The organism is Microcoleus sp. Pol17C6 (genome assembly GCF_036701145.1).
Lineage (GTDB): Bacteria > Cyanobacteriota > Cyanobacteriia > Cyanobacteriales > Microcoleaceae > Microcoleus.
The window spans coordinates 7482-24090 of record NZ_JAUBQH010000046.1; the positions used below are offsets into that span (position 1 = coordinate 7482).

General features: G+C 46.4%; 8 protein-coding genes. 2 read left to right on the forward strand and 6 right to left on the reverse strand.

The genetic code is table 11. The features are described 5' to 3' along the window. A partial coding sequence (locus QUA25_RS20695; RefSeq protein ID WP_333040984.1) for a DUF7948 domain-containing protein occupies window positions 1–3974 on the reverse strand: 3974 nt, incomplete at its 3' end. A gap of 123 nt (window positions 3975–4097) precedes the next feature. On the opposite strand from QUA25_RS20695, the gene QUA25_RS20700 reads away from it, so the two are divergent. Further along, window positions 4098–4409: a hypothetical protein gene (locus QUA25_RS20700; RefSeq protein WP_333040985.1), complete on the forward strand. Its 312-nt coding sequence runs from the start codon at window positions 4098–4100 to the stop codon at window positions 4407–4409. 29 nt (window positions 4410–4438) lie between these two features. On the opposite strand, the gene QUA25_RS20705 is transcribed toward QUA25_RS20700, so the two are convergent. From QUA25_RS20705 to petB, 3 genes are all read right to left on the reverse strand, one after another. Then, window positions 4439–5335, reverse strand: coding sequence for an AraC family transcriptional regulator (locus QUA25_RS20705; RefSeq protein ID WP_333040987.1), 897 nt, complete (start codon window positions 5333–5335; stop codon window positions 4439–4441). Window positions 5336–5711: 376 nt separating this feature from the next. Then, complete coding sequence (petD, locus tag QUA25_RS20710; protein ID WP_333033520.1) at window positions 5712–6194, reverse strand: cytochrome b6-f complex subunit IV; 483 nt, start codon at window positions 6192–6194, stop codon at window positions 5712–5714. A gap of 182 nt (window positions 6195–6376) precedes the next feature. Next, complete coding sequence (gene petB, locus QUA25_RS20715; protein WP_015174799.1) at window positions 6377–7045, reverse strand: cytochrome b6; 669 nt, start codon at window positions 7043–7045, stop codon at window positions 6377–6379. A 336-nt stretch (window positions 7046–7381) separates the two neighbouring features. Here petB and QUA25_RS20720 point away from each other — a divergent pair, with 336 nt between their 5' ends. Next, window positions 7382–7549 carry a hypothetical protein gene (locus tag QUA25_RS20720; RefSeq protein ID WP_333040990.1) on the forward strand — a complete coding sequence of 56 codons (168 nt, stop codon included), beginning with the start codon at window positions 7382–7384 and terminating at the stop codon, window positions 7547–7549. A 95-nt stretch (window positions 7550–7644) separates the two neighbouring features. Here the strand turns inward: QUA25_RS20720 and QUA25_RS20725 are convergent, their stop codons facing one another. After that, on the reverse strand, window positions 7645–8706 hold the full coding sequence (locus QUA25_RS20725; protein ID WP_333040991.1) for a calcium-binding protein: 1062 nt from the start codon (window positions 8704–8706) through the stop codon (window positions 7645–7647). Between the two features lie 339 nt (window positions 8707–9045). After that, on the reverse strand, window positions 9046–16308 hold the full coding sequence (locus QUA25_RS20730) for a S8 family serine peptidase (protein WP_333040992.1): 7263 nt from the start codon (window positions 16306–16308) through the stop codon (window positions 9046–9048). Window positions 16309–16609 lie beyond the last annotated feature (301 nt).

Below are 16609 nucleotides of genomic sequence, written 5' to 3' on the forward strand. Positions count from 1 at the left end.
GGAGGTGTTGGAGTTGGTGTTGGTGTTGGTAACGGAGGTGTTGGAGTTGGTGTTGGTGTTGGTAACGGAGGTGTTGGAGTTGGTGTTGGTGTTGGTAACGGAGGTGTTGGTGTCGGTGTTGGTGTTGGTAACGGAGGTGTTGGTGTCGGTGTTGGTGTTGGTAACGGAGGTGTTGGTGTCGGCGCAGTGTCGTTATCGGTAATGGCGACATTGACAGTCGGTATTGCAACTCCGTTATACTTCGTATCGGTACTCGTAACCGTATGTCCGATCGCCCCCGCATGATTTCCTTCCACAACCGTATCATCTGTAGCCGTTACTGTGACTGCTTTCGCTACATTCCAGTTAGTAGAGTCGAAGGTAATCGGTGCGATCGCACTTATTTGATTTCCCGCATCTAAACTGATAGTAACTGGTGCAGTTGGCTGCGAATTTAACTGGAGTGTATAACTGCCTGTTACACCGCCTTCTGTAGCAGTTGTACTCTCCGGTGAAATACTCGCGCCTGCTGTATCGTTATCAGCAATTGTGGCAGTCACGGGAGCAATTGTCAGGTTGTTATACTGAGTGTCGGTACTGACAGACTGGTGAGAGATCGTGCCGCTGCGGGTTCCTTGGGCTATGCTGTCATCGATCACCGTAACACTGACATTTTGCGCTACATTCCAATTATCCGGCGTGAAAGTGACAGGTGCGATCGCATTAATTTGACTGCCCGTGTCAAAATTAATCGTGACGTTTGCAGTAGGTGCGGTAGTCAGAAGTACGCCGTAGCTATCCGTTGCACCGCCTTCAGCAATAGCTGTCTCGCCTTCTGATTGCACAATAGAAATACCGGGACTATCGTTATCTGTAATTGATGCCGTCACATTGGGAATGACTTTCGCGTTATAATTCGCGTCGGTACTCGTAACTGTGTGAGCGATCGTGCCGCTGTGGGTTCCTTGTGCTAGATTGTCGTCGATCGCACTAACAGTGACAGTTTTCGCAACATTCCAGTTAGTGCTATCAAAAGTAATAGGTGTGGCGATCTGATTAAGTTTGTCGCCAGTATTGAAACTGATAGTAACCGGTGCAGTTGGTTGCGAAGTTGGCTGAATTTTGTAACTGCCATTTGCACCGCCTTCTGTAGCAGTTATGTTCGTAGGTGCAATGCTGAAATCGGCAGTATCATTATCGGTAATGGCGACACTAACAGCCGGAATTGTCATGCTATTATAGTTAGTATCGGTACTGGTAGCAGTAGGGGCGATCGCACCTGCATGATTTCCTTCAACTAAATTGTCATCAACTGCTTTCACCGCTACAGTTTGCTCGACATTCCAATTAGTAGCGGTAAAAGTAAGTGCGGTAATTGGTTGAATTTCACTGCCTGTAGCCAAGTTAATCGTAACAGGTGCTGTCGGTTGAGTATTTAATTTAACGCTATATTTTCCAGTTGCACCGCCTTCCGTCGCAATCGTGTTATTCGGAGTAATGCTAACGCCTGCGGTGTCGTTATCGGTAATATTAGCATTGACGGTATTGCCAGCAGTGCCATTAACCGTAAAACTTACACTCGCCCCGTTATAACTAGCATCGGTACTGATAGCAGTGTGAGTAATCGGGCCGCTGTGTGGCGAAGTTTCTGTTACTGCATCCTCAACTGCACTGACTGTCACTGTTTGCGGTACAAACCAGTTAGTTGGAGTGAAACTAATGCCAGCAATAGGTTGAATTTGAGTGTCGGTATTGAGTGCGATCGCCACATTAGCAGTAGGCTGATTAGTTAGCACAACTGTATAAGTATCTGTCGTGCCGCTTTCAGCTACATTAGTGCTGCCGCCCGACTCAACAATCTTTACCTGCGGCCCGCCAGGAATTATTTTAGTAATAAAAGCATCAGAAGCACCTCCCCCATTAGCCGCTTGCAAAGGATTCGCAGTAGGCAAATTAGTAGAGGTAGTAGATCCCGCCACATAAACTGCACCAGAAGCATCCACCGCAATACCACTACCGTTGTCGTCGCCGCTGCCACCCAAATAAGTAGAATCAACTAAGGCTTCACCCGATGAATTTATTTTCGTGACAAAAGCATCTTTCCCGCCACCGCTGACACTTTGAATAGCATTCTTAGTCGGGAAATTAGTCGAAGTAGTGTTTCCCGCCACATAAGCATTACCCGCACTGTCAGCAGTAATGCGAACGCCACTTTCATCTCCGCTGCCGCCCAAATAAGTTGAATAACTACTCTCCCAATTGGCAGGCTCAAGACCGTTGTTGTCAATGAAATAATCTTTGCTAATCTTGGTAATGAAAGCATCTTTCCCACCTGCATTAGCCGCTTGAAGTTGACTTAAATATAGAGGAGATTTACGAAAATCAGTTGAACTGGTAGTTCCGACAATATAGACGTTTCCAGAACCGTTTACAGCGATATCGACACCTTCGTCATCGCCGTTACCGCCTAAGTAGGTAGAACTGTCAACCTGTCCTCCCTTGTTCAGTCTAGTCACAAAAGCTTCTTGACTGCTAATATTGGAATCGAACTTGCTGCTATTGAACTCCTGCAAAATCTTGTACTGAACACCTCTTGGGCTAATACCATCCAAAGCGCCACGAGTGGGGAAGTTAGTAGAATAAGTAACTCCGGTAATGTAGGTATTTCCTTCACTGTCTACGGCAACAGCTTTGGCATCTTCTCTTGCACTCCCGCCTATATAAGTAGAGTAAACTAAACCACTGCCAGTGGGATTAACTTTAGCAACAAAGGCATCAATTCCGCCTCCGTAAGGTTGAGAGGAATTTCCGACGATGGGGAAACCATCGCCTGTCGGTCCGGTAACATAAGCATTGCCGCTACTGTCTACCGCAATGCCGTTGCCTAGGGCGCCACTGGTGCTCGTGCCTAAAAAGGTAGAATAAACTAACGCATTGCCGGCTGCATTGAGTTTTGTTACCCCAGCAGTGTAATTAGGTGCTGTCGGTTGAAAAGCACCCGGTGTAATTGGATAACCCGGATCGATTTGTCCGGTTAAATAAGCATTGCCTTGACTGTCTACCGCAATCCCAAAACCGTATTCATTGCCAATACCGCCGATATAAGTAGAGTAAACTAACGCAGTTCCTTCGGGGTTAATTTTGGTAACTAAGAAATCAGCGTTACCTGCTGGGGTAGTTTGGAATGCACCAGGAGTAGTCGTAAAATTGTTAAAAGTAGTGCCAATAATGTAAGCCGCACCTGTACTATCTACAGTCATGCGGTTGGCGTAGTCATTGCCGTTGCCGCTTATGCCATCGCCACTGCCACCTAGGTAAGTAGAGTAAGCTAAAACCGGGTCAATAACTAGGGGTTGAGTGGGGTCAAAATATCCCAAACTAAAATTAACTTGATTGTTTCCTAATAAATTGTAAGCTGCGGGAACATTCACCCGCTGTCCGTTGATGTCTTGATAAACGATCGGTGCGTTATCGATTAATTCACCTAGCGGTGTTTCTAAAATCAGTGCTCCGTCGTCACGCAAGCGGATGTCGTTAACACCACTATAGTTCATCTTAATTTGACTCGGATCGGCAAAAGGTGCAACTAAAAACTCGCTCTTAAGTTGTCCTTCTGTGCCTTTGAAAACGCGGTCAATTCCTTGATAGACGTTTTGATAAACAACGCCGTTAAAAGTAGGCACATTAGTCTGCCATTGACTAGAATCTTCGCCTAAAAGAAAGTTAGCAACTCCCGGCAATTGTTCCAGCCCGGAAATTGTGGGGTTCGGGTTGCTGTTGGCTAAGCTGCTGCGGACAACTGAAGAATTTGTTGCTTCCTTCCCCGGTTCATTCGGTGCCTGGAAAGCGACGAAAGAAATTTCGTTTGGAGTGAAATAGATGCTGTGACCGGCGCCTTTTACCTGGAATTTCACATTGGGGTCTGTTTGTCCAGCATTTGCAATAAAACTTAAGGGAATTTGACCGTAAGATGCCTGTTGATTTTGAGAGCTCATAGCTGGTACCCCTGGTTAATGTTATGCGAGCAACTCTACAAAATTACGAGCTCGGCTGTATTGTAAATTCTTGCGGAAAATTTGCGAAAAATACAATTTTCTTGCGAAATTTCACCTAATTTTATGAATATTTGTAACAACGCTGACGGGTGCGATCAGTCAGTAAGTGCCAGAGTCCGACATTCCGCCAGTTCGATATTCCGAGAGTCCGATATTCCGCCAGGGGTTAAAAACCCCTGTCTCATAGCGAAAGTCCTCTCAAAGAGGACTGGTGTTGATGATAATTTAATTGGATTGATCAGTCGGTTGAAACCGACTTTCGCTATGAGACCGGGAATTAATTCCCCGCCGGACTTGTGGGTGAATGCAAAAACTCAAGAATGCCAAAAACTTTGGGTAAGTCCGAGAGTCCGACAGTCTGGCAGGAGTTTTTAACCCCTGCCAGACTGCGGGTGTTACCTTTATTAAAGTTGAACGCGATATTTCTTAGGAGTCAAACCGACGATTTTGCTGAAAGTCTTGCTAAAGTGACTTTGGTCGTGAAACCCGACTTGCTGCGAGATATAGGTTATTGATAAATCTTGCCTTTTCAATAACTGTTTGGCTTTTTCAATCCGGCACTGAATCACGTACTGATGGGGCGTGACTCCAATTGATTGTTTAAACAAACGACCGAAATAATAAGGACTCATCTGCACTAAATTAGCAAGTTCACTTAAGTGCAAATCTCTGTGTATGTACTCATTTATGTAGTCAATAACTATTTGTAATTTGTGAGGATCAAGACCGCCTTCAAAATCTCGCATCTTGGTTTTTTGTGCACAATAGCGGTGCAGTATATGAAGTGAAAGCGCGTTTTTCAGGGCATCGACATAAAGAGTACCGTTTAATCCACCGGATGCGAGTTCGGTTTTGAGGGCCCAGCCAATGCCGAGAATCAACGGATCGCGGATTTGCCAGTGCGGTATAATTTCAATCTGATTGGGATTTGTCGATTCGCAAACTGTATTGTCGAAATCGGTAGGTTCTAGTGCGATCGCAATAAATTCATGGTCTTCGACTGCATAGGGGTGGTAATCAGTACCAGCAGCAGCGATAAAAATCTGTCCACTCTGGCAGGGTTCGCTACCGTAGTGTTTCCCGTTCAGTTTGGCTCCCCCGATAGTTGGAGAGAGTATCATGCCAATGCTGTGCTGTTGCAGACAGTGTTCGGGGGATTCGCTTGGCGGCTGATGGTGATATTCGACATGAATTCCCTCCCAGTTTGCCCCGTGACTTGACAGGATTGCGGGATGGGGGAGAATCGATTTCATCGCGTCTGTCTGGGCAAAATCAAGAATTAATGCTTTCTCTGGGGACATAGCTTGCACCTGGGAGAGTTGCTATTATTCTATAGGTCTGAAGTTCTTCCAGTTATACAAAAGATACCCCGCACTTACGATACATATTCTCGCTCTGTTTGTCAAAATTTCGCAATAAAAATTAATGGAATTTGACCCTAGGGCGGTGGAGGGTCGATCGATCATCGGCACTTTTATACCAGTCGTTGCGCCTACAATTAATTACCGATAATTATTAAATTTTAAAGATATAAATATAAAATCCCCAATCCCAACTCTAAAATCTAAAATCTAAAATCTAAAATCTAAAATAAAATGACGCCCGCGAAAGTTTCCCACCAGTACCAAAGCACTTTAGAACAAACCCGCAGGCGTCAAAATCAAGCAAACTTAAATCTTAGAAAAGACCCAGAGTGAAAGATTTGTCGATCGGGAAAATAGCACCAATACCCAACCACAGAGTTACGGCAGTTCCCAACAGGAAAACAGTAGTAGCAACAGGGCGGCGGAACGGATTTTGGAACTTGTTAACATTCTCGATGAACGGAATCAAAATCAAGCCAACGGGAACACCAGCCATGCAAGCAATACCCAACAATTTGTTAGGCAAAACGCGCAAGAGTTGGAAAACAGGCCACAAATACCATTCCGGCAGAATTTCCAGCGGAGTAGCAAAAGGATTAGCAGGTTCCCCAACCAAAGCCGGGTCTAGTACGGCCAAACCCACGCACAGAGAAATCGTTCCCATGATTACTATAGGGAAAACGTAGAGCAAGTCATTAGGCCAAGCTGGTTCGCCGTAATAGTTGTGACCCATGCCCTTAGCGAGTTTAGCGCGGAGGTCTGGATCGCTCAAATCTGGTTTTTTGATAATAGACATAGTGAGAGTGTTCTCCTTTTAGTTTTACCCGGGCCTGGGATTCCACTGTATTCGTTAGTTTGAATCAGTGGCGCGATCGCAGGAAGTATTAGCCGTAAATAAATATCATGAGCGATGAATTCTGAATTTTCAACTCAAAATTCAGTGGGGGGCAAAAGAATACCGCCCCCACAACTCAAAATTTACAACGGGCCAGAGATACCTTGCTTGCGAATCATCAAGAAGTGAGCCAGCATGAAGACTACAATCAGCCAAGGCAACACAAAAGTGTGCAAGCTGTAGTAACGGGTCAAAGTGCCTTGACCAACGCTGACACCGCCGCGCAGCAGTTCAACCATCAAAGAACCGACAAACGGGATAGCTTCGGGGACGCCGGAAACGATTTTAACTGCCCAGTAACCGATTTGATCCCAAGGCAGCGAATAGCCGGTCACGCCGAAAGAAACAGTGATGACTGCCAAGATTACTCCTGTCACCCAGGTTAATTCGCGGGGCTTTTTGAAGCCGCCTGTCAGATAAACCCGGAAGATGTGCAAAATCATCATCAGCACCATCATGCTTGCAGACCAGCGGTGGATGGAGCGGATCAGCCAGCCGAAGTTGACTTCAGTCATCAGGTATTGCACTGAAGAAAAAGCTTCTGCTACCGTAGGACGGTAATAGAAAGTCATGGCGAAGCCGGTGGCAAACTGGATCAGAAAGCAAACTAAAGTAATTCCGCCCAAGCAGTAGAAAATATTGACGTGCGGGGGTACGTACTTCGTAGTGATGTCGTCGGCGAGCGCCTGAATTTCCAGGCGTTCCTCAAACCACTGGTAGGTTTTTGAGTCGGTGATTTGTTTAGAAAACATGGAGCCAGAATTCCTAAAAGAATATTGCTGTGGTTGAGGTTCAGGGCAGCAGCCACAAGGTTTTTTGTCGCCCCGCGCCGAGCAGCTTGCTTTTACTAGCAAATGCCTGAGGCTATTTTTTAAATTTGGAGCTGACGAAAGGAACTCTCTTGTGCGATCGCCTGCAAGCCCTGGGAAACTAAGCGGTGGCTTGTCCCTACTCGCTGGCGTTGCCCGATCGAATTCCAGACTGTGATAAAAAATGTAACATAATTGCCGTGCAATTTTCACGCGGGCGATCGGTTTTTGGACACTTAAAAGGCTTTTTTCGCAATCTCAACATCCGCCCAAGCTGATATGCGGGGAAGGCTGAGCTACAGCAAGCAGTCCGAGCCGAAAACAGGTTTGCCGGGAGAGCCCAAATTTCATCTCGATCGTAAAACTTCACTTTCGGGCCCAAACGCCCTCATTGTCGATCGAGTAACCCGAACCGGTTCGATCGTACAACCGAATCTTGTTTTGTAGTAAGGACTTCAGTCTTTTCTAACAAAATCTGATGGCTGCAACCTGCGTATTTCCGTAAAAAAAGCCGGTGATTGCCCCCATCCGTAAAAGTCCTATCACAATTGAAAAGAAGGCAAACTTTCCACAAAAACTGGCAGCAGTGGCGAGAAAGGAGAGGGAAGCGGCGGTATCGGGAAGGGAATTTCAGGAAGAGACGGGAAGGATGGAAAGTCTCGCGATGGCGGTGTAAACCCACTCGAAACGATCGCGCAATCTGATAGATTCACATCAGTAATATTTTGAACATCGGCGATTAAATCCGATCCGGCTAATATCCGAGTTCCCCGTCTCGTACCGTCATCATAAGATTCAAATTGATAAAAGAAGAAGCGAGGACCGTTACGATCTTGTACGAAACCAACGACTTGGATTTTGTCGCCTTCGCTCCGCTTAAAATCTTGAATAATGGCATGGCGACCTTCACCGCCATAGAAGAGGTAAGGACTGGCATTTAATGAACCGAGAACAAATATGTCAGCTTCACTTTGCCCAATTAAGTGATCGATTTGTTCTCCAGTTGATGAAAAGCTGTAACCCGATATGATGTCCTTACCCGGCCCGCCAATCAGGGTGTCGCTGCCTTCATTTCCCTCCAGCAAATCGTCTCCTGAATTGCCGTTAATGTAGTCATTATCTAAGTCACCTCTTAAAGTGTCGTTCCCACTGTCTCCCAACAGGCGATCGTTACCCTTGCCACCAATTAACAAGTCGTTGTTGCTGCCACCAAACAAGCGATCGTCTCCATCTCCTCCGATCGCCGTATCATTGCCTTGACCGCCGTAAAGACAGTCATTGCCAGCCCATCCCAAGATACTGTCGTTATTGTTTTCTCCTCTGATTAAATCCGCCCCTTCGCCACCCTCAAGAATATCATTCCCGGCACCTCCTTCAAGTTTGTCATCGCCTTCGCCACCGCTGAGACTGTCGTTACCAGAGTAGCCCAAAAGGCGATCGCTACCGCCTCCACCTACGAGACTATCATTTCCTTCTCCGCCATCTAAAGTGTCATTACCACCCAAACCAGATAGAATATCATTGCCTCCAAGCCCGCACAGCGAATCATCGCCAATTTCACCGGCTAGCAAATTATCGAGATTGTCACCGCATATAACTACCATAAACTTGTCCTCCTGAAAACTATTTCACAATTACAGTCACTCAATTTTAGATTTTGGCTTCTTCCCGTCCACTCAATTTTGAATTTGGGATTTTGTAAAGACTTTAGTCCTGATATCAAGTCTCTTAGCATCGGAATTATTCCTATCTCTCTTCTCGACATCTGCGTGAATCAGCGTCCATCCCTTGTCATCTGCGGTTAATACATTCTCTTTTTTTCACCGCAGATGATGGCAGATAAACACAGATTAACGCAGATGAATTAGAGCGATTCCGGTTGCATCATCCGTGATTGTTGAACGAATTTCAGGGACACAGAATTTGCCTGTGTCCCTAATGTTTTAACTGAAATTGGCGAGGCTAATTTGGTTAGCTGTCACGCCACTGATAGCAGCTAAAACTTCACCTGTTGCTGTCAAGCTGATTAAAGTTGCACTGTTGCTGGGGATAAGAGAAAGTTGCGAGAAGGTTAAATTGTCGGCAAGGGCTAGGAAGTCGATGCCCGGTTCAAAATCGAAAATGATATCGCTGCCCGAATTGGCTGAAATTAAGAAGCGATCGCTCCCATTTCCTCCTATCAAACTATCATCGCCGTTTTCACCGCTGAGAAAATCAGATCCGTTACCGCCCAGCAGAATATCGCTAGCTTGACCGCCGTAAAGACTGTCATTGCCTTCACCTCCACTCAAGCTATCTTGACCGCGATTTCCAAATAGGATATCTTCCCCATTATTGCCCAACAAATTATCGATTTGTTTGCCGCCGTAAACAGTGTCATCGCCGTCGCTACCGTCGAGGGAATCATTGCCTTGATTGCCGTGTATCCAGTCGTTGCCACCCAAACCGCTGAGAGTATCATTGCCGCGTTTGCCGGCCATTGTATCGCTGCCACTGTCGCCGTCGAGGCTGTCGTCGCCGTCAGTGCCGGTGAGATTGGAGTTAGCTGCGATCGCATCTATTTCTCCTTCAATCACCGCAACAGCAGGTGTATCGGGCAATGTCGTTTGTTGAATTTTGGTATCTAAGGCAGTACCCGTATTTTCGGCAATAACTTGGGCGATCGATTTCGTACCTGTACCGACTGCTTTTAAGTCTTCAGAGGTTGCGCCTAGGGCTACTTTTTGGACGCGGGCAACTTCTCGGTTAATTGAAGCTGTTGCAGTGTTGGATACAACTTGGTCAATGCGCTGATTTGCTTCGGCCATTACCTTAGCTGCATCCGGGGCAATTTGCAACAATTGCTGAGTGTTTAAATCCGAGTCAAATTGTTGCGCTGCTGTGACGGCGCGATCGACAATTGTTGCTAACTGGTTTGGATCGCTGAGATTGAGAGTTGTTCCCGATTGAATTTGTTGAACGATCGCACTTACAACTGCTTTTACGCTGTCGGTATTGTCCAGAATCGACGCACCGTCTATTAAAGCAGCAGTTTGGGTAATGACGTTTTGTACCTTGACCATTGCAGTCAAAGTTTCTACTCCACCAGCGATCGCGTTTTCGGTAGCTGCGATCGGATCTAAGTCAGTGATGTCAACATTAGCGGGAATTGAAAGAGCAGATTTGACGAGAGATTCGGCGCGATCGCTGTCAATTCCTTTGTCAATTAAATCCGCTACTAAACTGGTTAATAAGGTGACAACAGTAGCGTAAGGCGGGGCAGTGACAGGCGTTTCCAAAGGCAAACCCGTAGCAGTGTCTATACCGCCGAAAGCCACAATATTGCCTTCTTCCGGATCGAGTTCGCCGTTGCGATTTTTGTCAAAAATTTCCAAGGAAATATCGAGTTCGTATTCACCTTTTGGGCCAGTTGTTGCAGAGGGTTCGCTAGCATCAAGTTCGCCATTTTTGTTAGCGTCTAAGAAAACTGTAGCCCCAGCGATGTAGCCGTCAATAACAGAACCTCGACCTCGATTATAAAGATCGAAAAATGCTATATCTGATGCACCAGTAGCATCCCTTGCTGTTACTCGAATCCAGTAGTTGCGATTGCGCTGCAAGCTATCATCAACCCTGAAAGTACGGCTAGCCGGATCGAAACTCATGCCAGTTGGTAAGGGGCTAATGCGACTCCAACTTGTCGGAATTGGCGATCGTCCTCCGCTGACATTTCGCCACTCAAAGTTGGTGACATTTTCATACCAATCTGCTGTATAAGTTAAGGTATCGCCCGGATCGGGATCGATGAAAGTGTCGTTTTGAAAAGTAAACTGCAATTGAGGACTCGAACCCGGTTGCAAACTCAAACCTTGTTCCCGGAACGGAATATTTAAGACTGGCGGACGGTTGACAGGATTGAGAACATTGCGAAGATTTAAACGTCCTCCGCTAACAGTTCTGCCTGCGAGAGAAGGCAACGGGTCAACTGTTGAGAGAATAGAGTTTCTTAGTTGGGCGACAGTCAAGGTTGGATCTTGGGCTAACAGCAACGCCGCCGCACCTGCTACGTGGGGTGCTGCCATTGAAGTTCCGTCATAGAAACCGTAGTTATTACCGGGAACTGTGCTCAAAATGTTTCTTCCGGGCGCACCTAAGTCTACGGTACTGGCTCCAAAATTGGAGAAAAATGCTAGTTGGTCATTGCGATCTGTTGCTGCAACTGAAATAACATTGGGAAGGTCATAGTTAGCTGGGTAAGAAGGTCTGATGTCATTATTAGAGCTGTTATTACCTGCTGCTGCAACAAAGAGAACTCCTGCACTGTTAGCTTCACTGATAGCGTCAAATAAAGCTCTAGAGTCAGGAACATTCCAACTAGCATTAATGACATCTGCACCCTTAGTGGTAGCGTAACGAATCCCTCTGGTGATAGAGACTAAATCTGGTGCTATGCGACTGCCAATCTTCAAAGGTATCAAACTAACATTATGGTTAATTCCAGTAACGCCAATGCGGTTATTACCAATTGCACCAATGGTTCCAGCAATGTGGGTTCCGTGACCGAGATCGTCACTTGGATCGTTGTCGTTGTTATAAAGGTCATAGCCGCGAACATCGTCTGTGTAGCCGTTACCGTCGTTGTCAATACCATCGCCAGGAATTTCTCCCGAGTTAGTCCAAATATTGGCTATTAAATCTTCATGGTTGTAGTCTACGCCACTGTCCGTAACTGCAACAATTATCCTTCTGTCACCTGTTTGACTATCCCAAGCTTCCGAGGCATCGATATCAGCATCTGATGTGCCTCCCTCTAATCCAGTATTATTTAAACCCCACAGTTCGCTAAATCGGGTATCGTTTGGTATGAAATCATAGGAACCTTGGTAATTCAGTTCTACTGCCTCTACGTTGGGATCTCGAGCTAAGTTTTCTTGAATTTGCAGCAAATCTAATTCTGAAGAAACTTTGACAATTCGCCACCGATCTAATGGACTGGGTGTGAAGTCAAATTGGGAGCTTGATGGTACTAGGTTTTCTAGCGCTATCTCTCCATTAGCTTGAAAATTGCCTAGAAAATCATTGCTTGCACCGGGTCTCAGTTTCACTAAAAGTTCGCCTGGTTTGTATTGTGAACCAGTGACAGGATCGATTGGTGGCAATTGACCGCCGTTATCATTCGATCGATCGTTATCAATAGAGACCGCGATCGCATCTGCTGCATTTAAACCGGAATAATTGCGATCGTTGCTGACAGCAGGTTTGGTAACAATCCTGTAAGTTTTATCACCGTCAACAACCTTGTCATCAACACCAGTTACCGTCACCGTTTGCGTTTGATTCCAATTAGCAAAGTTGAAGTTCAGCGATGGTGGAGAAATTATGCCTTCTACTGGATTGGAACTTTCTAAATCAATTCTGACATCAGCAGTTGGCGGAGTATTTAGTTTGACTGTAAATGTTGCTTTACCTCCCGCTTCTGTGGTGACTAATCCTGATGTCGGATCGACAGTAATGCCAGCAGGTATCGTCGGAGGCATGATTACTGGTAGCACCGACGGTGTTGGAGTTGGTGTTGGTGTTGGCGTCGGTGGAGTTGGCGGAGTTGGCGGAGTTGGTGTCGGTGGAGTTGGCGGAGTTGGTGTCGGTGGAGTTGGCGGTGTCGGTGGAGTTGGCGGAGTTGGTGTCGGTGGAGTTGGCGGAGTTGGTGGAGTTGGCGGAGTTGGTGGAGTTGGCGGAGTTGGCGGAGTTGGCGGAGTTGGTGGAGTTGGTGGAGTTGGCGGAGTTGGTGGAGTTGGCGGAGTTGGCGGAGTTGGCGGAGTTGGTGGAGTTGGCGTTGGCGTTGGCGGAGTTGGCGGAGTTGGTGTTGGCGTCGGCGTTATATCGTTATCAGTAATGGCGACAGTGACAGGGACGATCGCAATTCCGCTATATTTCCCGTCGGTACTTGTTACCGCGTGATTGATTGTGCCAGTGTGACTACCTTCTACAACAGTGTCATCCGTCGCAGTCAAAGTTACAGTTTGGGCAATATTCCAATTAGTGCTGTCGAAGGTGATGGGGGCGATCGCACTTATTTGATTCCCCCCGTCAAAGCTGACTGTTACCTGCGCTGTTGGCTGCGAATTTAGCTGAAGTGTATAACTTCCCGTTGTACCGCCTTCTGCTGCTGTTGTACTGGCGGGATTAACGGTAACGCCGACTGTATCGCTGTCGCTGTTAGTAACGCTGACATCGGAGGGATTGAAATTGTTGTAATTGCTGTCTGTACTAACAGCAGCCTCAGTAACAATAGTGTAAGCAATATCACCGTCAGCGATATTGTCGCCAACACCTGTCACCGTTACCGTCTGCGCCTGATTCCAGTTATTGGGAGTGAAACTTAAGGTATTAGTAGAAACTGTTCCTTCTGCAGGATTGGAACTGCTTAAAGCTACCGTAACAGGTGCCGTAGGTTGAGTGTTGAGGACAACACCCAAATTAGCCGTACCTCCCGCTTCTGTTGTAGTTAATCCTGCTGTGGGATTAACGGTAATGCCGGGAGTTTCGTTGTCGCTATTCGTAACGCTGACATCGGCAGGATTGAAATTGCTGTAATTGCTGTCTGTACTAACAGCAGCCTCAGTGAAAATAGTGTAAGTTTGAGTGCCGTCAGCAATATTGTCGTCAACGCCTGTTACCGTTACAGTTTGTGGGGCACTCCAATTGGCGGGAGTGAATGTCAGCGATGGTGTAGAAACTGTTCCCTCGGCAACATTGGAACTGCTTAAGCCAACAGTCACGTTAGCAGTTGGTTCAGAGTTGAGTTGGACAGTAAATGTTGCTGTTCCTCCTGCTTCTGTTGTACTTAATCCGCTATCGGGATTGACTGAAATTCCAGCAGTGTCGTCATTAATAATCGTAGTTGTAGCAGTAGCAGTACCAATTGTCGAACTGCCGCCGGGAAAACCGCCATCAGGCAATGTGACGGGATTAGATAGAGTGACGGTAATAGTTTCGTCTGGTTCAACGCTACCATCACCCAACACATCTAGGGTGACAGTTTTCGATGTTTCGCCAGAGGCAAAATTAATCAGGCCAGTCGTACTTGTTGCGCCAGAGGTGCCGCCGATATTGTTGTAATCGCTGCCGTTGGTTGCAGTGCCACCAATTGCATAATTGACAGTACCTCCTGAATCAGTACCGCCACTGCGACTAACAGTAAATATCAGCGGATTTGTGCCGGAGTTGCCTTCAGGAACAGTACCAGCACTAGCACCAACTGTGTAAATAATCGGATCGTTAGCAGGAATTGTTAAGGTAGTTTCAGAGATTGTACCTGCAAACCCTCCCCCTCCCGGACTCGTACCAAAACTCAAGACAACTGCTTCATCCCATTCTGCAAGGTTGTCTGGTTTGATAGTGACAGCTAGATTTTGAGTGGAACTGCCGCTACCTGCGGGGAAAGTAAGGGTATTAGTAGAAAGAGTATAGTCAGAACCTTGAAAAGCTTTTACGGTACCAGGAGGAACATCTAAAACAGTTGCGATCGGTACAATCAAGTCTGTAAATCGTAAACCGTCTTCGACTGTCACAGGAATATTAACAGTCGCATCTGCGTCTCCTTCAAGACTGCTGTACGCAGAATTAGCAAAACTTGCTTTCAATAGCACATTCAACAGAATTGAAACTCTGTTACTGTTGGTATTTGCGACAGCAATATCTGGTCTGGTATCAGAGTTAAAATCTCCAACCGCGATCGCGCTAGGACTGGTTCCCCCAGTATTATAATTAAACGGCCCGTTAAACGTTCCTTGACCGGTGCCAGTTAAAATTGAAACATCATTAGAACTGACGTTCGCTACAGCTAAATCGGGTTGACCGTCAGCGTTGAAATCACCAACGGCAATATCCTCAGGACTTAATCCAACATTAAAGTTAGCAGGATTGCTAAAGGTGCCTTGCCCTGTCCCTGATAAAATTGATACGTTCTGACTGCCTGCATTGGTTACAGCCAGATCTGATCTGCCGTCAGCGTTAAAATCTCCAACGGCGATCGCGCTGGGACTTGTGCCGACATTCCAGTTGGTTGGATTGCCAAAAGTGCCTTGACCAGTACCGAAAAAAATAGAAACGCTGTTAGCCGGATTCCTGTTAGTGGCAACAACATCTAGATTGTTGTCGCCGTTAAAATCTCCGATCGCGATCGCTAAGGGGTTGGTTGCAGTCCCCACATAGTTGAAGTTACCAAAAGTTCCTTGACCATTGGCTAAAGCAATAGAAACTTGGTTGTCTTCTGCCACAACTAAGTCAGCCAATCCGTCTTGATTAAAATCTCCCGCAGCGAGCGCCTCTTTAGTGATGCCGGGGCCAAAGTTGTTAGGATTGCTAAAGTTGCCTTGACCTGTTCCTAAAAAGACATACACCCCTCCTCCTATATCGCCGCCAATCGCTACCGATACAGCTAAATCGGGAAGCGAATCCCCATTAAAATTCCCCGCCACAATACCGCTGGGAGATCCTGCACTCCCCAAGGTCAAGTTAGTAGCAGTTCCAAAATTACCTTGACCTGTTCCCAACAATATCGAAACACTGTCAGAACTTCTGTTAGCTACGGCTAAATCGGGAAGGCCATCTCCATTAAAGTCCTGGCTAACAATAGCTGTAGGGAGATTTCCTGTTGTCAAGCCAGTAGGTGTTTGTTTAAACGTATTGAGGACGTGGCCGTAAGCTGCGATCGCTTCTGGCCCAAATGCAATGCCAGCTTTGATTGTCCCCGCTGTCACTGTTAATTCCCAGTCGCCGCCTTTTTCTGCACAACCTGTCAGATTCTCAGAAGCAGCAACACTTGCCCCTGTTAGTTGACTCAAACGCTGTACAAATGCTTTGCCTATATTTCCTTGGCCAACATTACAGCCGTAGAGGATAATTTCGGCATTTGGTGTCAGCGATCGCGCCCATGCTTGGACTGCTTGCACGAAATTACTGGCGCGATCGCTCAAATTTTTCCAACTCAATTCAACGTTCCCCAGTTGCACGCAGCCTGGGTGCCCGTGGGCAATAATATGAATTATTGAAAATTGCTCTCCCTGCAAAGCTTCGGCAATTTGTTCGAGGCCGTTGCGGTTTGACTCTAATTTAATTACTTCGGTTTCAGAGATAACGCCGTCGATTAAGATTTGAGGGTCGGGGACGGCAGCATCGATAAATGCGATCGCTTTTGAGGAAAGTGGAGTTAGTGAGTTTAACATGACACACCTGGTAAAATTTAAATAGGATATCAGAATATCCTATGACTTATGTTCTTGTTGAGCAGCTCTCCAAAAAATTTTTGTTTTTCCCACTTTAGTTATCAAAAATTCATATAAGTTTTGATAACTTAACCAACTATATAATCATTAATTTTTAACGTATCGATGATGTACGGAGGCCACTCAATCTTGTTGCATCCAGACAGATAGTCCTGGACGCACTGCGAGACTCAAAAACCAAGTTTTTTACCGAATCTGAGGGCGAGAATGCGTCTTCTCATACATCAAACCCGGTTTCTCA